11 protein-coding genes and 1 pseudogene are annotated in these 17,145 nt (G+C 40.9%); 4 read left to right on the top strand and 8 right to left on the bottom strand.

The window, feature by feature from the left end; all coding sequences use genetic code 11:
• Positions 1-141 precede the first annotated feature (141 nt).
• The 3 genes from IQ276_RS00060 to IQ276_RS00050 all read right to left on the bottom strand — a co-directional run bounded on the left by IQ276_RS00060 (position 142) and on the right by IQ276_RS00050 (position 8,342).
• Positions 142-3,228, bottom strand: coding sequence for a TIM-barrel domain-containing protein (locus tag IQ276_RS00060; protein WP_193915959.1), 3,087 nt, complete (start codon positions 3,226-3,228; stop codon positions 142-144).
• A gap of 277 nt (positions 3,229-3,505) precedes the next feature.
• Positions 3,506-4,279, bottom strand: a complete 774-nt coding sequence (locus IQ276_RS00055) for a hypothetical protein (RefSeq protein WP_193915961.1) — start codon at positions 4,277-4,279, stop codon at positions 3,506-3,508.
• Between the two features lie 556 nt (positions 4,280-4,835).
• Positions 4,836-8,342 (bottom strand): WD40 domain-containing protein, encoded by a 3,507-nt coding sequence (locus IQ276_RS00050; protein WP_193915963.1) that lies wholly within the window; start codon positions 8,340-8,342, stop codon positions 4,836-4,838.
• A gap of 393 nt (positions 8,343-8,735) precedes the next feature.
• Here IQ276_RS00050 and IQ276_RS00045 point away from each other — a divergent pair, with 393 nt between their 5' ends.
• The 3 genes and pseudogenes from IQ276_RS00045 (at position 8,736) to IQ276_RS00035 (ending at position 11,920) form a co-directional block, all read left to right on the top strand.
• Entirely contained in the window at positions 8,736-10,058 is a 1,323-nt protein-coding gene (locus IQ276_RS00045; RefSeq protein WP_193915965.1) for an AAA-like domain-containing protein, read from the top strand.
• Positions 10,059-10,214: 156 nt separating this feature from the next.
• Complete coding sequence (locus IQ276_RS00040) at positions 10,215-10,379, top strand: hypothetical protein (RefSeq protein WP_193915968.1); 165 nt, start codon at positions 10,215-10,217, stop codon at positions 10,377-10,379.
• 495 nt (positions 10,380-10,874) lie between these two features.
• Positions 10,875-11,920: pseudogene (locus IQ276_RS00035) on the top strand (cyanophycinase).
• A 242-nt stretch (positions 11,921-12,162) separates the two neighbouring features.
• Here the strand turns inward: IQ276_RS00035 and IQ276_RS00030 are convergent.
• Positions 12,163-12,903 (bottom strand): SDR family oxidoreductase, encoded by a 741-nt coding sequence (locus IQ276_RS00030; protein WP_193925554.1) that lies wholly within the window; start codon positions 12,901-12,903, stop codon positions 12,163-12,165.
• Between the two features lie 220 nt (positions 12,904-13,123).
• Between IQ276_RS00030 and IQ276_RS00025 the strand changes: the two genes are divergently transcribed.
• A complete protein-coding gene (locus IQ276_RS00025; RefSeq protein ID WP_235115305.1) occupies positions 13,124-14,080 on the top strand; it encodes an aldo/keto reductase in 957 nt (318 codons plus the stop codon).
• Between the two features lie 147 nt (positions 14,081-14,227).
• Here the strand turns inward: IQ276_RS00025 and IQ276_RS00020 are convergent, their stop codons facing one another.
• The 4 genes from IQ276_RS00020 to IQ276_RS00005 all read right to left on the bottom strand — a co-directional run.
• A complete protein-coding gene (locus IQ276_RS00020; RefSeq protein WP_193916383.1) occupies positions 14,228-15,409 on the bottom strand; it encodes an IscS subfamily cysteine desulfurase in 1,182 nt (393 codons plus the stop codon).
• Positions 15,410-15,414: 5 nt separating this feature from the next.
• Entirely contained in the window at positions 15,415-16,041 is a 627-nt protein-coding gene (locus IQ276_RS00015) for a type I restriction endonuclease (protein ID WP_193916380.1), read from the bottom strand.
• 75 nt (positions 16,042-16,116) lie between these two features.
• Positions 16,117-16,773, bottom strand: coding sequence for a type I restriction endonuclease (locus IQ276_RS00010; protein WP_193916377.1), 657 nt, complete (start codon positions 16,771-16,773; stop codon positions 16,117-16,119).
• 27 nt (positions 16,774-16,800) lie between these two features.
• Positions 16,801-17,145: hypothetical protein (locus IQ276_RS00005; protein WP_235115304.1), on the bottom strand; the 345-nt coding region annotated here is incomplete at its 5' end.

Genomic DNA, 17,145 nt, shown 5'->3' with positions numbered 1-17,145 from the left:
GTTGCTATTGCTTTAAAAACTAAGTTTTCGAGTATTTATAGCAACGGCCAAGGTGGTTAGGACATTAACAGATGATAAAACCTAAACACAAAAAGACTTTTCACCCAGTCACCAGTCCCCAGTCCCTTGCTATACAAATATTTAGGCGTTGTATTCTGCCTGTATTTTGATCGAAGAACTGTTATCAAACACTTTGACAAAACTGATTTTGATGCTTTCGTTGTAGTACCAGGCATTTGTGGAAGAACCGCTGAGCTTATAAGCTCGTTCTCCAGGGTTGCCGCCTGAAATTAAGCCAGCCTCTTGCCCGTTTATTGTCAATTTTTTCAGTGAACCTGAATTACCTGTGATTTCAGACGGCTCGTGTAGAATCGCCACAAAGAAAAAGTCTTCCTTGGGCTGATATTTGTCATGTTTACGCTCCACGATAATCTGGCGTGTTGAACCAGTTTTGTTGTGGGTAATTAGTACCTCACGATATTCGCTGTTGGCCAAGTCATCGTTATCGTAAATAGCTGACTCCTTGGGTTCAGAAGCACGACTTTCCCCGTCATCCAAGTACATGGTGTATTGGCCACTTTCACCAGGATAGATATTCAACGTAATCGGATTGAGCAGACCTTTGCTGTTTCGCTCTCCTACATATTGTTCAACCTCTATAGTAGGTATGATCGCACCTGCTCGCACGAAGATGGGAACGATAAACGGAATGTGTTTGGGGTCGCTACTCAGACTGGCATCAAAACTGCGGATAGTAGTCCCACCATCAACAGCAACATCAAGGGGCTGTTTGTTGTCTTTAAAAGAATACCAGTTGCTGCCAGCAGGCAGATAAACATCCCGTTTGCCGTAGCCGTTGCTAGCTGACTGCGGATCTAGAACTGGAGCGATGAGGAGATCGTGGCGGACGAAGAATTGGTCGTCGAGGAAGGCGATTTTGTCATTGTAGAGCGCCTTGTCTTGTGGGTCGTTGAGAAACATCGGTCGGCAGATGGGCAACCCATCAAATGTGTTCTCAAACATGGCGTCATAGAAAACCTGGAGCAACCGATACCGCAATTCAATGTAATACTTGCAGGTAGGCAAAACCGCACGGTACAAATCTTGCGGTTCTGGTAGGTTACCACCCCAATTTTGCTTAAACCATTCTTCGTACATGAAGATTTCTTGGAACTCTTTCCGTCCCTTACGCATATAGTGGTTGCGGAACCAAGGTAGGAAAGCTCCCGCAGCAACCCAGCGGATAAACAGTTCTGGGCCGACCCAGCGTTGTTGGTCGTTCTCTTGTTCAAAGCCGCCGATATCTTGCCCGCAGATGGTGACACCAGTCATACCAAGTGACATCACTTGGGACACGTTCATCTTCAGGAAATCCCAGGTCGAAGAGTTGTCGCCTGTCCACAATGCGGCAAAGCGGTGTGCGCCTGTGAAACTGCCGCGCCCGACGATGAAGTTACGCTCTTTGCGGCGCTGTCCTGGTTTATCTGATTGCTCTGAGTACACAAGGTTGTTGAGGCCGTGGTAGGTGGCTTTGTGGAGATTGTACGAATACAAATTCCACACCTTAATTGCTGGCGTCAGTTTGGGTTCGTCTCCCACAATAGAATCGTCAGTAACCAGCAATCGGAAGGGGAAGCCCCGCATATCCCCACGACGGGAACGGATAGCAGGTGTTGTCATGTCCTGCCAAACCATTTCCAGTCCCATATCAAAGAGATATTGATATTGCTTGCCCCACCAATCACGCACCTCTTGCCGTCCTAAATCGGGGTAATGACCGGGCGTACCCATTTCCAGTCCTGTATATCGGTCATTTCCGTAGTAGACTTCGCCAATATAAAAATTGCCCGTGTTGGCGTTGTGTTCTGGGTCGTATGCGAAGAAAACGCTTTCCTTACCAGGAGGATCGTAATTCTGATAGCTGTAACCCTTGTTAAGGTCTTCAGGGTTGCTGAGATTGAGATCGTCGAAGTAGCGCTTATCTCGTACAAAATAACCCTTTTCCACGCCTTCCGTGTAGGATTTGTAGTCAGACCTTTGGTTGCTGCTAATAATTGGGGTAATGTTCGTGCTGCACCTCACACCCTGGGCTTTTAAGGTGGCAAACATGCCTTTGGGATCGGGGAACTTCTGTGTATTAATGGTAAAGGTGTGATAGTTATCCTGTACGTCTACATCGACATGAAGGCCGTCGAGGGGAATTTGGTAGTCACGATGCTTGCGAACAGTCCATTCCAGAGCGCCCCGGTCTTCATACCCATAGCATCCTTGGTGATATCCCAAAGCCCATCTGGGTTTTAGCCGCGAGCGTCCGACAATCTCAGTAAAGCTGTCTATTAGCTCCGCAGGAGTGTCTGCCATGAAGAAGTAATAGTCTAGGTCGCCGAAACGCGTACCGACCAGATAGGAACTGGAGTTGTTGTAGCCAATATCCATCAGGACTTGACCGCGATTATCAACGTAAATGCCGGTGACGCAATCTTTTTCCGGAACGCCGTTAAATTCAATAAAGAACGGTTCCGAGTGGTAAAGCGGTTCTCGTCCGTCTAAGGGACCGTAGTTATAGACCTGGCGATACCGCATGTTATCGAAATTGAAATAGTTGAGTTGGCCGTTATTGCGGCACAATGATGTGCCACCTTGTTCGCCAAAGCCAATATACTTAGCTGGTGCGGGTTTGTTCACAGACTGGATAATGGCATAATCGTCATTCCCGTTCGGAGTATATAATATGCCAGGTAGTGATGTCTCCCAGACTTTAAAGCTGCTGCCGTCAGGCTCGCAATTGATCACATTGACCTGGAATGGATCTGTGGTGACAATTACTTGCATGATAGATTCGCCATTTTGCTGCTTTTTCGTAGTTAGGATGCAGCCGCGACCACCTTTATCCTCGTAATCTATATAAAACTTTTCATCTCCTTGCTGTGCATCGTTTTTTAACTCATCGAAGGTGTTTTGAACTAACGCTCGAGTATTTTTATTGGTGTAATCTTCCTTGCGTTTTCTAGGGTTGAAACGAACGCGGAAGGTATCATTCTGGACGAACTGAAGCAGCATGGCACAGGTATTGCCATCGCTGTTTTGAAACTCAAGTACCAGCGTTTGTTCTTTGTCTATGTATTGATAAGAAGAGGCTTTATTAAGGGTTTTCCAGCTTTTGATGTCTTTGAAATATTCTTCGACTGTAAGGAACTTGTAGACATCTGATAAAGTTGCGCTTGACATGAATAAACCTCTGGTGATGTTAAAGGAACTTGGTGCAGACTGACTGAGGTGGAGCTACCTTAACTTCCTAACTCCAGACTCTTAAGATTAGCTAGTGCAATCTCTTGGAGCCAAGGATAAAGGATGTGACATCATGTTCGGTTGAAGACTTATTATTAAGACTGACATCAGCAATGCGATCGCAATGTTGTCAAAAGTTATAGCAGTCGAAGCATTTGAGGACATCAGCTTGTTTGTCTATTGCCTATTGCCTGCTATGGTGTGCGATCTCCCTCAATCAAATTGCTCCCGTTTCAGCTTTAGCTAACGGGTGATACTCTATTGCCATCCAAATGCAATCTGTATCTGCGTAATATTGATGCCACGGATAAATGTATTTGTTATTTTCTTCTACTTGACAAAATGGAACACAAGTGCTTAATCCTGGACTCATCAACATGTCTTCATAGAGAGTGCCATAATCTTGAGCTTTGAACTTTTGCATTCTGCCAGTACCGAATATCTGTGTGTGGATTTCGATAAAGTCATGCTGATTGTGTATAAAACAATTGGTGTATGAGGGTGCAAACCATAAATTGAGTTTAACGACAAAGCTTTGCTTTTGAGTTGGTGTCTTTGCCTGCCTCGTCATATAATACGGGTCGATTTCTACAATACCCGCATCATATTGTGGGGATTTCCACAAAGGTGTATTCTTAGGGTAGGAAATTTCGCTAGTGTCGCTACCACTGGGAGGATCTTCAATAGTATCGCCTAACAAAAACCAACCCTGTTCCAAAATAATATTCCCGATGTTGATGATGTCTTTGACTTCAATCGCTATCAATGCTTCAGCCTTCTCAATCGTGATATCTTTCAAGATAGTTGAGGAAAAAGCAGGAATAATATTTCTCACAGGTTTGCCAACGAAAACATCCCACATGTGCGGGTTGATTACTATAGTTTCGTTGTTAATGCTATAGTCTTTGGCATTTTCAATGTATTTGGCATCTATGTGCGAACTGGAAAAGTTTAATTGCTTTTCCACGTTATACCTCAATGTGCTTGTCATGTTTCACTTCTTCTTTGCTCGATAAAATCTACTCAGTGCAAACAAAGCAGTTTCAAGCATTTACTTCGTGGTTAAACACAAACTGCTGATGGTAGTTGCTTCATCTCAGCTAATTGATGGCACGCATTTGAACATTGTTTTAAATTGATTTAAACAGGTTATTACATTCACAATGCAAATGCAAGGACAGTTAAGACAGTTAAGTGAACATTTAATCAAAGTTTTATAATTCTCTTTTGTTACTTTCAAAGAAAAATAATTCAGAATGATGAGACTCAAATTTCTCACGAGAATTGTCAAAAGCTGATAGAATATGAAATTTGGTTGTTCAGACAGGATCAAAAAATAATCTGTTAAAGATGCCCGAAACATATTCTGGGTAAGGGTTATGAAGAGTGCGATCGCTAAGATTAACAGAGAATTAGCAAATCAGTCACAAAAAACGCGCCTGTCTAAAACAACGTCATGTCTATAGGCGCAAAATTGAACTCACAAATATGCCAAGTTTTTTGTATGATGGGCGATCGCTGTCTAAACAAATCTTGTCTAAACTCGCTCATTGACTTGGACATAACTCAGAACGCAACTCATCATCGTTGGCGAGGTAATGTTTTAGCCAGTTACAACCCTGGACGAGCAAATCATCTAAATCCAAACTCCACAATTTAATAGTTCCATCACTACTACTAGAAGTTAAAGTTTTACCATCGGAACTAAAAACGACACTAACAACACGACCTTGATGCCCAGTCAAGGTAGAAATTACTTGACCAGTACTAACCTTCCACAATTTGATAGTCTTGTCCTGACTAGCAGAAGCTAAAACTTTACCATCGGGACTAAAAGCGGCACTGGTGACACCATCCTGATGTCCAGTCAAAGTAGAAATTGGTTGACCAGTGCTAACATTCCAGAGTTTGATAGTCCTGTCGTCACTACCAGAAGCTAAAGTTTTGCCATCGGCGCTAAAAGCGACGCTGTTCACATAATCTTGATGCCCAGTCAAGCTAAAAGTTAGTTTACCAGTGCTGACATTCCACAATTTGATGGTTCTGTTAAAATCAACAGAAGCTAAAGTTTTGCCATCGGAACTAAAAGCGACGCTGTTCACATAATTTTGATGCCCAGTCAAGCTAGAAATTAGTTTACCAGTGCTGACATTCCACAATTTGATACTATGAGAAGTTCTAGTTTTGACATCGGAAGACTCGTCTTGACCACCAGAAGCTAAAGTTTTGCCATCAGGACTAAAAGCGAGGCTGGTGATAGCAACTTGATTCACAGTGAAGCTAGAAATCGGTTTAGCCGTGCTGACATTCCACAATGTGATGGTCTGGCCAATACCACCAGAAGCCAAAGTTTTGCCATCGGCACTAAAAGCGAGGCTATGGACAACACGAACTTGATGGTCAGTCAAGGTAGAAAGTGGTTTACCAGTGCTGAAATCCCACAATTTAATCGTCTTGTCGTCAGTACAAGAAGCAAAAGTTTTGCCATCGGGACTAAAAGCGATTCTGGAGTAACCAAATAGATGTTTAGTCAAGTTAGAAGGCGTAGATTTAGCGTAGCTCAAAGCAGTAGAAAGTGGTTTACGCGTGCTGATATCCCACAACTTAATGGTATTGTTCTTATCATCAGAAACTAAACCTTTGCCATCGGGACTAAAAGCGAGTCTGTCGGCAGGTGCTTGACCTCGAAAGGTCAAGAATTGTTTTCCGCTGCTAATATCCCACAATTTAATGATCTTGTCGTAACTACCAGAAGCTAAAGTTTTGCCATTGGAACTAAAAGCAAGACTGCTGACAGTATCCTGATGCCCAGTCAAGGTAGAAAGTAGTTGACCAGTGTGGACATTCCACAATTTAATAGTGCTGTTCTGACTACCAGAAGCTAAAGTTTTGCGATCGGAACTAAAAGCAACACTAAAGACAGCAGATTGATGTCCAATCAAGGTAGAAATGAGTTTCCCAGTGCGGACATCCAACAATTTGATGGTATTGTCAGCATCAGCAGAAGCTAAAATTTTGTCATCAAGACTAAAAGCGATGCTAAAACTCAAGATGCCTGATTGAGGTCGAGTTAAGGTAGAAAGTGGTTTCCCAGTGCTGACATCCCACAATTTGATGGTGTTGTTAAAATCAACAGAAGCTAAAGTTTTACCATTGTGACTAAAAGCCATCTTTCTGATTTCTTCTTTATGTCCAATCAAGGTAGAAAGTGGTTCCCCAGTGCGTGCATTCCATAATTTGATACTATTGTCAACATCAGCAGAAGCTAAAATTTTGCCATCGGCACTAAAAGTGGGTAGATATAAACTATCTCCATTACTAATAGTATTTATTTCTAATACATTCTTAGGACTAAAAGCAAAATACACGGCACTAGTTTTATACTTAAACTGATTGACTTGCCTGATGTTTGACAATATATACTGTAAGCTAAATATAGGAGTGTAAGCGGGATAATCTGCTAAAGATTGTTTATCTTTCACTAAAGTTTTCAAGTTTCTTCCAGCCCGCATAGCCTCCACAAGTCCGTCAATTTCTCCTAGCCCAAATGGTTCTCGTAATAAATTTATTCCAGCTTGCTCCAATTGCGTTGCTTTTTGAGAAATTTGAAGTTCTTTTTGAGCATTGATAGCAAGCATCGAAGCAACTATTCCTCCTATAATGGAAACCGCTAAAAATGCAGAACCAAATAGAATCCGTTGCTTAGATTTCCGTTGCGCTTGGCTTAACGTCTCATTCGCTGCTGCTAATATCCGGCTTTCCTCTTCCTTAATCACCAAAGCTGCTGCAAGTTCCCTTTTTTCTAACTCCTGAGAAGCAGCTAAATATCTAGAATCCTCATTACTTAAGCTTTTTTCATTAGCCCAGCGCAGAGCATCCTGCAAAGCTTGTCCGCGCAACAGCCGTGACTCATCCTGATAGTTACTATCTACCCAAGCTTGAAAATTTTCGGAATAAGGACGCAATTTATTTAATTCTTGTTCTACCCAATTTAAATTAAAAACTAACTCATATATTTTGTTATAAACTTCTAGTTTATTCTGCTGTTTAACCACCAAACCAATAAGGCGGAATCTCATTTGTTCTATACTTTCATCAGCAGGAATATACCCTGAAACTAGAATTTGCTGATACCATCCTAAAAAACGCCCAGCCATCTGCTCTCCTAAAAGGATCCTATCTCGTATTGTCTTTAAATGCTCTGGCTCGTCATGGGCTTCCCAATTTTCAATAATTTGACTTCTAATAATTTCCTCTAATATTTCCCCATTTACTATTTCCCTATTCCTCAATAATTTGCAAACTTTCTGCGTTAAAAAAGGTTGACCCCCAGTCCAAGCTAATACCTCTTGCATTAAAGCTAAAGGATTTTCTATCTTACCTTCAAATCCTTTCGCTAATGGCTCAATTTCATTTTGTTTAAACCCATAAAGTTGAATTGCCTTACCAATATTAAAAGGTGTTCGTCTTCTATCAGCAATTAAATCTCCAGGAGTAGCAACTCCAACTAAAGCAAAAGTCAACCGTTGATATTCTCGGTTAAAATTTCGCTTTTCGTAACAGCTTCTGATTAAAGTAAAAAAATCATCTGTGGCAAATTCTAAACTTAAAATACTATCGATTTCGTCAATAAAAATAATAATTTTATTTGGGATAGATACTAATAAAACAGTTTCGATAAATTCCTCTAAACGTTGCACGGGAGTAATGTCATCTCTTTGTCGCCACCAATTAAGGAGAAATTCTGATGGATTAGCAAGGTTATAATTAGTTACAAGCTTGTAAACTATCCCTGCATACCACTGTTCTGACCTAACATCTCGACTACCTCGCACAGAAAAATCAAGAGAAGTACAAGCAAAACCTTCTGCTTGTAGTTTTTTCATCGTCCGAACTATCAAGCTGGTTTTCCCCATCTGTCGGGAGTTAAAAATATAACAAAAATCACCCGCTTTTAAGCTGTAGTAAAGGTCAGAATCAGCTTGCCTAACAACGTAAGTGGGAGCATTTTCTCCTAAACTCCCTCCAATTTTATACTCGTAATTTTCTGTCATGATTAAATTACCTTATACGTATATAGAAACTACTTGACGCGGTATCTCACTTCAGATGCCTGCCAATATCAAAACATGCTGGGATTTGAGTTGAACCATGAGAAATTCGAGTTACCTTCGAGTTATCATTGACTACCAATTGAAAAAAGGCAGAAGTACGTAGACGACCAACAATTTTTTCCTTTCATTGTGCCTTATAATACCAATTTTTCAAAATGTTGCAACAAATCCAAATCACGGAAGTCCTGTTGCATCTAAGTTTCTCAATTGCGTAGCTTGCTTCTCACACAGCGAGTATTGCCAATGGTGAATTGGTATAATCTCTGTCTTGCCCCAAGCACAGATAAAAAACTATCCTATAAATTGAGTTTTGTAGCGTTTTGCAAACGACCTATGGCACGCTCAGTCATCCTGCGGAAAGATAAACAAGAAAAAGTTCTACAACGTCTGCATGGGGATTTTTTTAGTCAGCAGGATTTTGCTGAGGATTTAGGTATTGCAGCATCGACGGTTAGTAATTTTGTTAATCTCAAACCAGTCGATCGCAGGTATTTTATCCAGATTTGTGAGAAATTAAGTCTAGATTGGCGAGATTTTGCAGTTTCCCCTAATCAATTAAATTTAAACGATAACGCTAAATCAGAAGAATCAACTCAATTAATATCTAATCAAATATTTAATTTACAGAATCTTTCATCTCACACTACCCTTGAATATCCAGAGGGACAGATGGAGGTTAATTCTCCCTTTTATATCGAACGTCCACCAATTGATGTCCGCTGTTATGAGGAAATTAGTAAACCTGGTTCTTTGATTAGAATTAAAGCACCGAGACAAATGGGTAAATCTTCCCTATTGGCAAGGATTTTGTATCGAGCAGAGCAACAGGGTGATGAAACTGTATACTTAAGTTTGCAGGTAGCTGCACAAAAGTGTTTTAGCGATAGCGATACATTTCTCAAATGGTTCTGTGCCAGTGTTACTAGAGCTTTAAATTTAACTCTCAAGCTGGATAATTACTGGGATTTAGCCCAAATCATGGGTGGAAATCTGTGCTGTCAAGATTATTTTGAAAGATACCTGCTCCCAGAAATCAACAAACCCATTACTTTGGGGTTAGATGAAGTTGATAGAGTATTTGAATACCCAGAAATTTTCGGAGACTTTTTTGGTTTACTGCGCGTACTCCACGAAGAAGGTAAACAACGCCCTATTTGGAAAAAACTGCGTTTAGTAATAGTCCACTCTACAGAAGTTTATGTACCAATAAACTTAAATCAATCGCCTTTTAATGTTGGTTTGCCTGTAGAATTACCAGAATTTACACCAGAGCAAGTACAAAATTTAGCACTGCTTCACAAACTTAACTGGAGTGAGAAAGAAGTTCTGCAACTGATGTTTATGGTAGGAGGACATCCGTTTTTAGTTAGACTTGCACTGTATCACGTTGCTAGTCAGGACATAACTTTGACTCAACTTTTACAAACAGCACCCACTACAACAGGAATATACAGCAACTATTTACGGCGAATAGAGTCAATTTTAGAACAATATCCTGAATTAGAAGCAGCGATGAAAGAGGTGATTAGAACTAAACAACAGACGCAATTAAATAAAAAGATTCGCTCAAAGTTAAAGGCTCTAGGGTTAGTAAAAATACAAGGAGAAGAAGTTGTGCCAAGCTGTGAATTATATCAGCAATACTTCTCAAAATAAATTGAAATAAATCTCAACAAAATAAAATATTATCCTAATACCGTTTCACTTGAAAATTGATACAAATAGGCAGCAGAGGGCAGGGGGAAAGAATTAGAGATTAATCATTTGTATCAGGTATTTCGTGAAATAGTATAACTACCCACTGGAGGCGATATGTGCGGCGGTCTACGCACCGCTAGGTTTGATTTACGTCATCTACTTCTGTGGTTTCCGGATGGTGATGATGGAAGCGATCGCTATAAGAGCAACATTCTTAGAGGAATTGAAACGTTAAAAAATAAGGAGATTAAAAATAATTATTTATCGGCTTTTCAATAATTTTATCTTTCATAGATGATTTAGGATTTGTATATAAATATTACTTTAAAATACATCATATTTTGAGTGAAGAAAGTAAACAAAATGCTTTTTAAGAATATTTAATCAGACTGTTTTATAACTGAATTTGACTGTTTGAGCCAATCTACACAGTAACAACTAATACCTGATGCTTTTGAGATTTTATTCGTTCAGAATTAAAAGTTACAAGCAATCTAGAGATTTTCGCAGAATCAAGCAGAGAATTAACGATCGCCTCGCATTATTTTGGATTAAAAAACAGTACAATTCCTGTACGCTGGAATTTCAAGCTTTCTGATGCCAAAGTTAAGCTAATGGGCGTCTAAATTGCACATTTTTCGTTAAAACTATCATTGGTCTTTTATGTTCACAAAGAACAAAATACTAATGACTCAGGACAAAATTCACGAGTAAATGAGCAATTCAAATGCGTAACAGCTTAGCAATAATTGGAGTCTGCATCAGAAGTTTAGTATGACAAAGGCATTCCCAAACGTACCAAGGCGCTTGAAGAGTAGAGTAATCAAGTTGTTTAAGATGGGAATCTTCGTTATAACCCGTTTTATAGCAAATTGGAAACGCTATTTCTTAGGCGACACTATTGATGTTCGCCCCTCGCCCTCTTTTGATGTCCGTTCTCCTTCCTTGGCTGGCCCGGTTCTTAGCTTGGGTGGAGGAGGCCCCGATGTCGATGACGCTATCCAGTGGATGATCAACGAAGTTAGGGGAAGTACTAACTCCGGCAACAAAGTTAATGTTGTCGTTATTCGCACTTCGGGTAATCACGATTACAATCGGCTAATTTCTGCCATGAAAGGCGTAAACTCAGTAGAAACTTTAATTGTTAGCAATCGCCAAGAAGCTAACAAAGCTGAAATTGCTGAAAAAGTCAGAAAGGCGGATGTGATTTTCTTTGCTGGCGGTGACCAATGCCAGTATATCCGCAATTGGAAAGACACAAAATTAGAGGCTGCTGTTAAGTCAGTTTACCTGAAGGGAGGTGGTATTGGTGGCACCAGTGCAGGTGCAATGATTCAAAGTGAGTGTGTCTACGATGCTTGCGCTTCTTCCGAAAAAGGTATTGAAACTAGGGATGCACTCGAAGATCCTTACCGAGACATTACTTTTACTTACAACTTTTTCAACTGGAGTCATTTGAAGGGAACCGTCGTAGATACACACTTCGATAGACGAGAAAGAATGGGTCGAATTATGGCTTTTATTGCCCGTCAAATAAAGGACGGTGTATCTACTAGTGTTTTAGGTATTGCAGTTAGTGAGAGTACATCGGTTCTTGTGGATAAATATGGTCTGGTGAAGGTTATAGGTAGGGGTGCAGCGTACTTTGTACTAGGCGATCATATGCCGGAAGTATGCGAACCGCGATCGCCTTTGACCTTTTCCAACTACAAAATTTGGAGAGTTCCACGTGGCGACACCTTCAACTTGAGAAACAGACCAACTTCTGGGTACTATCTCAGGAGTGTTAAAAGGGACGGATTGATTCAAATCCTTATTGAGTGGGGAGTGGGGAGTGGGGACTGGGGAGTGGGGACTGGGGAGTGGGGACTGGGGAGTGGGGACTGGGGACTGGGGACTGGGGACTGGGGACTGGGGACTGGGGACTGGGGACTGGGGACTGGGGACTAGGAAATAAATATTTAAGAATACTTTCTCAGTACCCAATACCCAATACCCAATACCCAGTACCCAATACCCAGTACCCAATACCCAGTACCCAATACCTAGTCCCTATTCTCCTTTACCACGGAAGCACGCCATTCTCGTCAAAAAACCCTCCGGTAGAGCCATCATCAGGGAGGGTAGCAAGTCTGACTGCTGCTTTGGCTCCCTGTTCGACGGTGCGGTAACCTTGATTTTGATTAATGTCGGTTGCTGTGAAACCAGGATCAGCAGCATTGACTTTTATTGGGGTATCTTTCAACTCAGCAGCAAACAAAACTGTCAGGGCGTTTACTGCTGTTTTTGATGAGTTATAAGCAACAAGCTTCATATTAGCAAACTCATAATTTGGGTCTAAGTTTAGAGTTAGAGAACCTAAACCACTGGATATATTTACTATTCGCCCTGCTGTTGATTTCTTCAAAAGTGGCAACAGGGCTTTTGTGACTGCAAATACTCCAAAGACATTTGTCTCATAAGTGTGTCGCAGTGTTTGAATATCTACTTGACTGGGTGGAAGGCGATCGCCATCACTTAGTATCCCAGCATTGTTTACCAGGATGTCAAGTTTTCCAAATTCGCTCTCGATTTGTTGGGCTGTGGAGTCGATTGTTTTTTGGTCTACTACATCGAGTTGAACTGCTTTGGCATCGATGTCACTTAAACCAAGTTTATTCGCCGCTTCTTGGCCGCGTCCGATATCTCTGGCACCAACAAGAACGGTAGCACCTCTAGAACCTAGTTGACGTGCAATTTCATACCCAATACCTTTGTTTGCACCAGTGATGAGTGCAACTTTGCCCTTTAAATCTTCTGACATATTATTTTTCTGTATTTAACTGACAATTGCTACTTTCTTCAAGCCACTCTAGTGTATATGTAGTATGTTATCAGCACAATATTTAGAATTTAGTAATGCTACACAAGTGTGATGACCTGTGGTGTAAACACCAGTAGTCATTCACACCTGAGATAGCGGTTGAGACAACATTGGCAGCCTACACTACTAATTGACTCAAAAGTTCTTGGAGAAAGTAGATATGCAAACCAAACAGCTTGGGAATTCGGAGCTTCACATTACTCCAATTGGTTTTGGTGCCTGGGCGATCGGTGGAGGTGGCTGGACTTATGGTTGGGGAGCGCAGGACGATCAAGAATCCATCGCAGCTATCAATGGCGCTCTCGATCTGGGCGTGAATTGGATTGACACCGCAGCTGTTTATGGTCTAGGACATTCGGAGGAGATTGTTGCTAAGGCGCTCAAAGGTCGATCCGATCGCCCCTACATTTTCACTAAATGCTCGATGATTTGGGATGAAAAGGGCAAAATTGGTAGTAGCCTCAAGGCGGATTCTGTGCGACGGGAGGTTGAAGCTAGTCTGCGGCGACTGGATATTGAAACCATTGACCTTTACCAAATACACTGGCCAGACCCAGATTCCGAAATTGAAGAAGGGTGGACAACTCTGACGAAACTCAAAGATGAAGGTAAGGTTCGCTATATCGGGGTTTCAAACTTTAATGTCCAGCAGTTGCAACGCGCCCAGAAGATTGCACCAGTTACTTCATTGCAACCGCCTTATTCACTAGGTAAGCGCGATGTTGAAAACGAGATTTTGCCTTTTTGTAAGGAAAACAACATCGGTGTGATTGTTTATTCACCGATGCAATCTGGCTTGCTTACAGGAAAAATGACACCTGAGCGGGTTGCCAATTTCCCCGATGATGATTGGCGCAAAAAGAACAGTGAATTCCAAGAACCACGTCTCTCTCGTAATTTGAAGTTGGTGGAAGTGTTGCGACACATTGGTGAAAAACACGGTCGTTCCCCTGGTGAAGTGGCGATCGCTTGGACTTTAAATAATCCGGCGGTGACAGGGGCGATCGTTGGCGGACGCAATCAAAAGCAGGTGGAAGGAATCATCGGTGCTGGAGAATTTCGCCTTAATCAGCAGGAATTAGATGAAATTGAAACTTTCATCCGAGAGAATCCGTAAAAGGGACTGGGGACTGGGGAATGGGGACTGGGGAATGGGGAATGGGGAATGGGGAATGGGGGAAAAACCTTTCTTATATCCCTCATCTCCCTCATCTCCCTCATCTCCCTCATCCCCCTCATCCCCCTCATCGCCACTCCGCACTCCCTACTCCCTACTCCCCAAAGCCACAAAAGCGGAATTACGCAAACTTTGAATGGTGGCGATCGCATGTTTGCCCACAATATCAATTTCCTCTTGTGTATTAAACCTGCCAATACCAAACCTTACCGATGCGTAAGCAAGCTTTTGGGAATGTCCCAGTGCTGTGAGAACATGGGAGGGTGCCGTGGTTGCTGAGGAGCAAGCAGAACCAGAAGAAACTGCCATCACTGGCTGCAATCCTAGCAAAAGTGCAGCTCCATCCACTCCCTCAACGCTAATATTCAAGTTTCCCGCCAATCGCGCTTGTAAATGTCCATTGAGGTGAACTCCTTCAAGTTGCAAAAGCTGTTCCCATAATCTTTGTCTAAGTTCGGTGAGACGTTGGGTTTCTGTGGCTTGTTCTGCGAGAGCGATTTCTACAGCTTTGCCAAAGCCGACAATTTGCGGTGTATACAATGTACCAGAACGCATTCCCCGCTCGTGTCCGCCTCCGTGCTGCTGTGGAGCTAGTTGTACTCTGGGGTTGCGTCTGCGGACATATAGCGCCCCAATGCCCTTCGGTCCGTATATTTTATGTGCGGTGAGTGACATTAAGTCAATTTTCATCCCTTGCACATCCAAGGGAATTTTACCAATACCTTGGGCGGCGTCAGTGTGAAAAATGATTTGGCGATCGCGGCACATTTCCCCAATTTCTGCTAATGGTTGCAACACACCAATTTCGTTATTTGCAGCCATCACCGATACCAAAATCGTCTCCGGACGGAAAGCTTTTTCTAACTCAGTTAAATCGATTAATCCATCTTTTTGAACTGGCAGAATAGTAATTTCAAAACCGAGACTTTTTAAATAATTACAAGGGTCAAGAACAGCACTATGTTCAGTCGCAACAGTAATAATATGCTGACCTTTTTTAAAATAAGCTTCGGCAACACCTTTAATAGCTAAATTATTCGCTTCTGTTGCACCACTGGTGAAAACAATTTCTTCGGGAGTCGCGTTAATTGCCGCTGCTAAGATTTCTCGCGTTTGTTTGACAGCAGCTTCCGCTTCCCAACCGTAAACATGACTAATACTGGCTGGGTTGCCAAAGTGTTCTGTAAAATAGGGGAGCATCGCTGCTACTACCCGTTCATCTACAGGTGTAGTAGCGTGGCAATCAAGGTAGATAGGGCGAATAGACATAATTATTAACTCAAAATTTGACTCAACTTTTTTAATACACTTAGAACCTGATACAATTCACTTTTTCGTTTCAAAAGTGTAAATTCATCAGACAAAGCATACTTTAGCTGATTTTCGTTGGTAAGTTTCAGGAAAATAAAATTACTACCATTTGTTACTAATCCAAAAGTAGGTTTGTCTTGACTAGGACTAGCCAGCATATAAACAAGTGCTTGAGGTATGGCTTCTAAAAGAGAAAAGCTAGATCTTTTAGATTCAATTACTAACAACCAGAATTGTTCTTGAATAACTAAAATATCAATTCTACCTCTAATAATTTCTCCTTCATCTTCGGCAGAAATTTCTATTGATTGTTCGCCTCTTATATAAAAAGGCTCATCATAAAAACCAGCCAAATTGAGTAAAGGAGATAAAACTACTAATTTCACCGTTTCCTCAGACAAAGGAGGACGCTTGATTAAACGGAGAAAATGAAGTTTTACTTTGTCTAAATCTTGCTTTTCTAAATCTGTAATTTCCGGTAAATTTTCAAACCATTCTGTGAAGAATGCCTCTTCTTCAGCTAGCTGAAGACTAAATCTTTCCTCCAAATAGGCAAGCCCGATATTTTGTGCTTGGATAAATTGAACCATAGTTCATTTAAAAGATACAGTCTAACTATTATGATACTGTTCAAGTCTTAACTTGGATAAGAAAAGCAAAGATAATTAACTTACAATTTGACCTAATTTTTTTAATGTATTTAGAACTTTATACAATTCATTTTTACGTCTATATAAAGTGAATCTATCCGATAAAGCATACATGAGTTGATCTTGTTTTAGCAGTTTGATAAATTGAAAATCTTCTCCATTTAGTACCAATGAATATATGGGACAATCAGATTGAGGATTTGCCAGCATATAAGTGAGTGCTTGAGGAATCGCTTTTGTCAAAGAAAAATTAGCTCTCTTAGATTCAATTACCAGAAACCACAACTTATTTTGAAGGACTAATACATCAATTTTACCTTTGATAATTTCTTGAGTTTCTTCTGAGTTTTTTTCATCATTAATTATATTTTCTTCACTAATTTCTATAGTTGTTTCGGTAGCAATGTAAAAAGGAGGACGATAAAAACCAGCCAAATCTAGCAGGGGAGACAATACTATCATTTTGACTGCCTCTTCTAAAAGAGGAGCATTTTCAAGGACGTTGAGATAGTTAGTTTTAACTCGGTCTAAGTATTGCTTTTCTAATTCGGAAATTTCAGGTAAATAGTCAAACCACTCTGTAAAAAATTGCTCATCTTCAGATTTGTATAAAGCAAATTTTTTCTTTAAGTAGGCGAGAGTAACATTTTGCGCTTGGATTACTTGAATCATAGTTCATGCAACTAGATATATTACTATCTAAACAAAACCTGGTTCTGTTTGACATAATCCTAATAATTCCTCTGCTGAGTAGACTTTTTGACTTGAATCATAGATAACACAAGACCATTTTTTGGCAAACTTACACGCAAACTCTAATGCTAGTTGCTCACTTCCTGGAGTTTTGCTGACATCAAGTAAAATATGAGTCTGAGGCTTAGCTGTAAGCTTCTGGGTTATCAGTTCAATTTCTTCAGTACTAAAGTTTTTTAATTCGGTGTTATCTAAAACAATCCACAGATGAGTATTTGCTCTAGAAATACGTCCATCATATACATTATCTGGATGTAGTAATACGTTGGAATATTCCAAAAAAGTCAAAAA

Origin of the sequence: Desmonostoc muscorum LEGE 12446 (genome assembly GCF_015207005.2) — a bacterium.
Classification (GTDB): domain Bacteria; phylum Cyanobacteriota; class Cyanobacteriia; order Cyanobacteriales; family Nostocaceae; genus Nostoc; species Nostoc muscorum.
The sequence above is the reverse complement of the archived record's forward strand: the minus strand, read 5'-3'. Positions and strand labels throughout refer to the sequence as shown.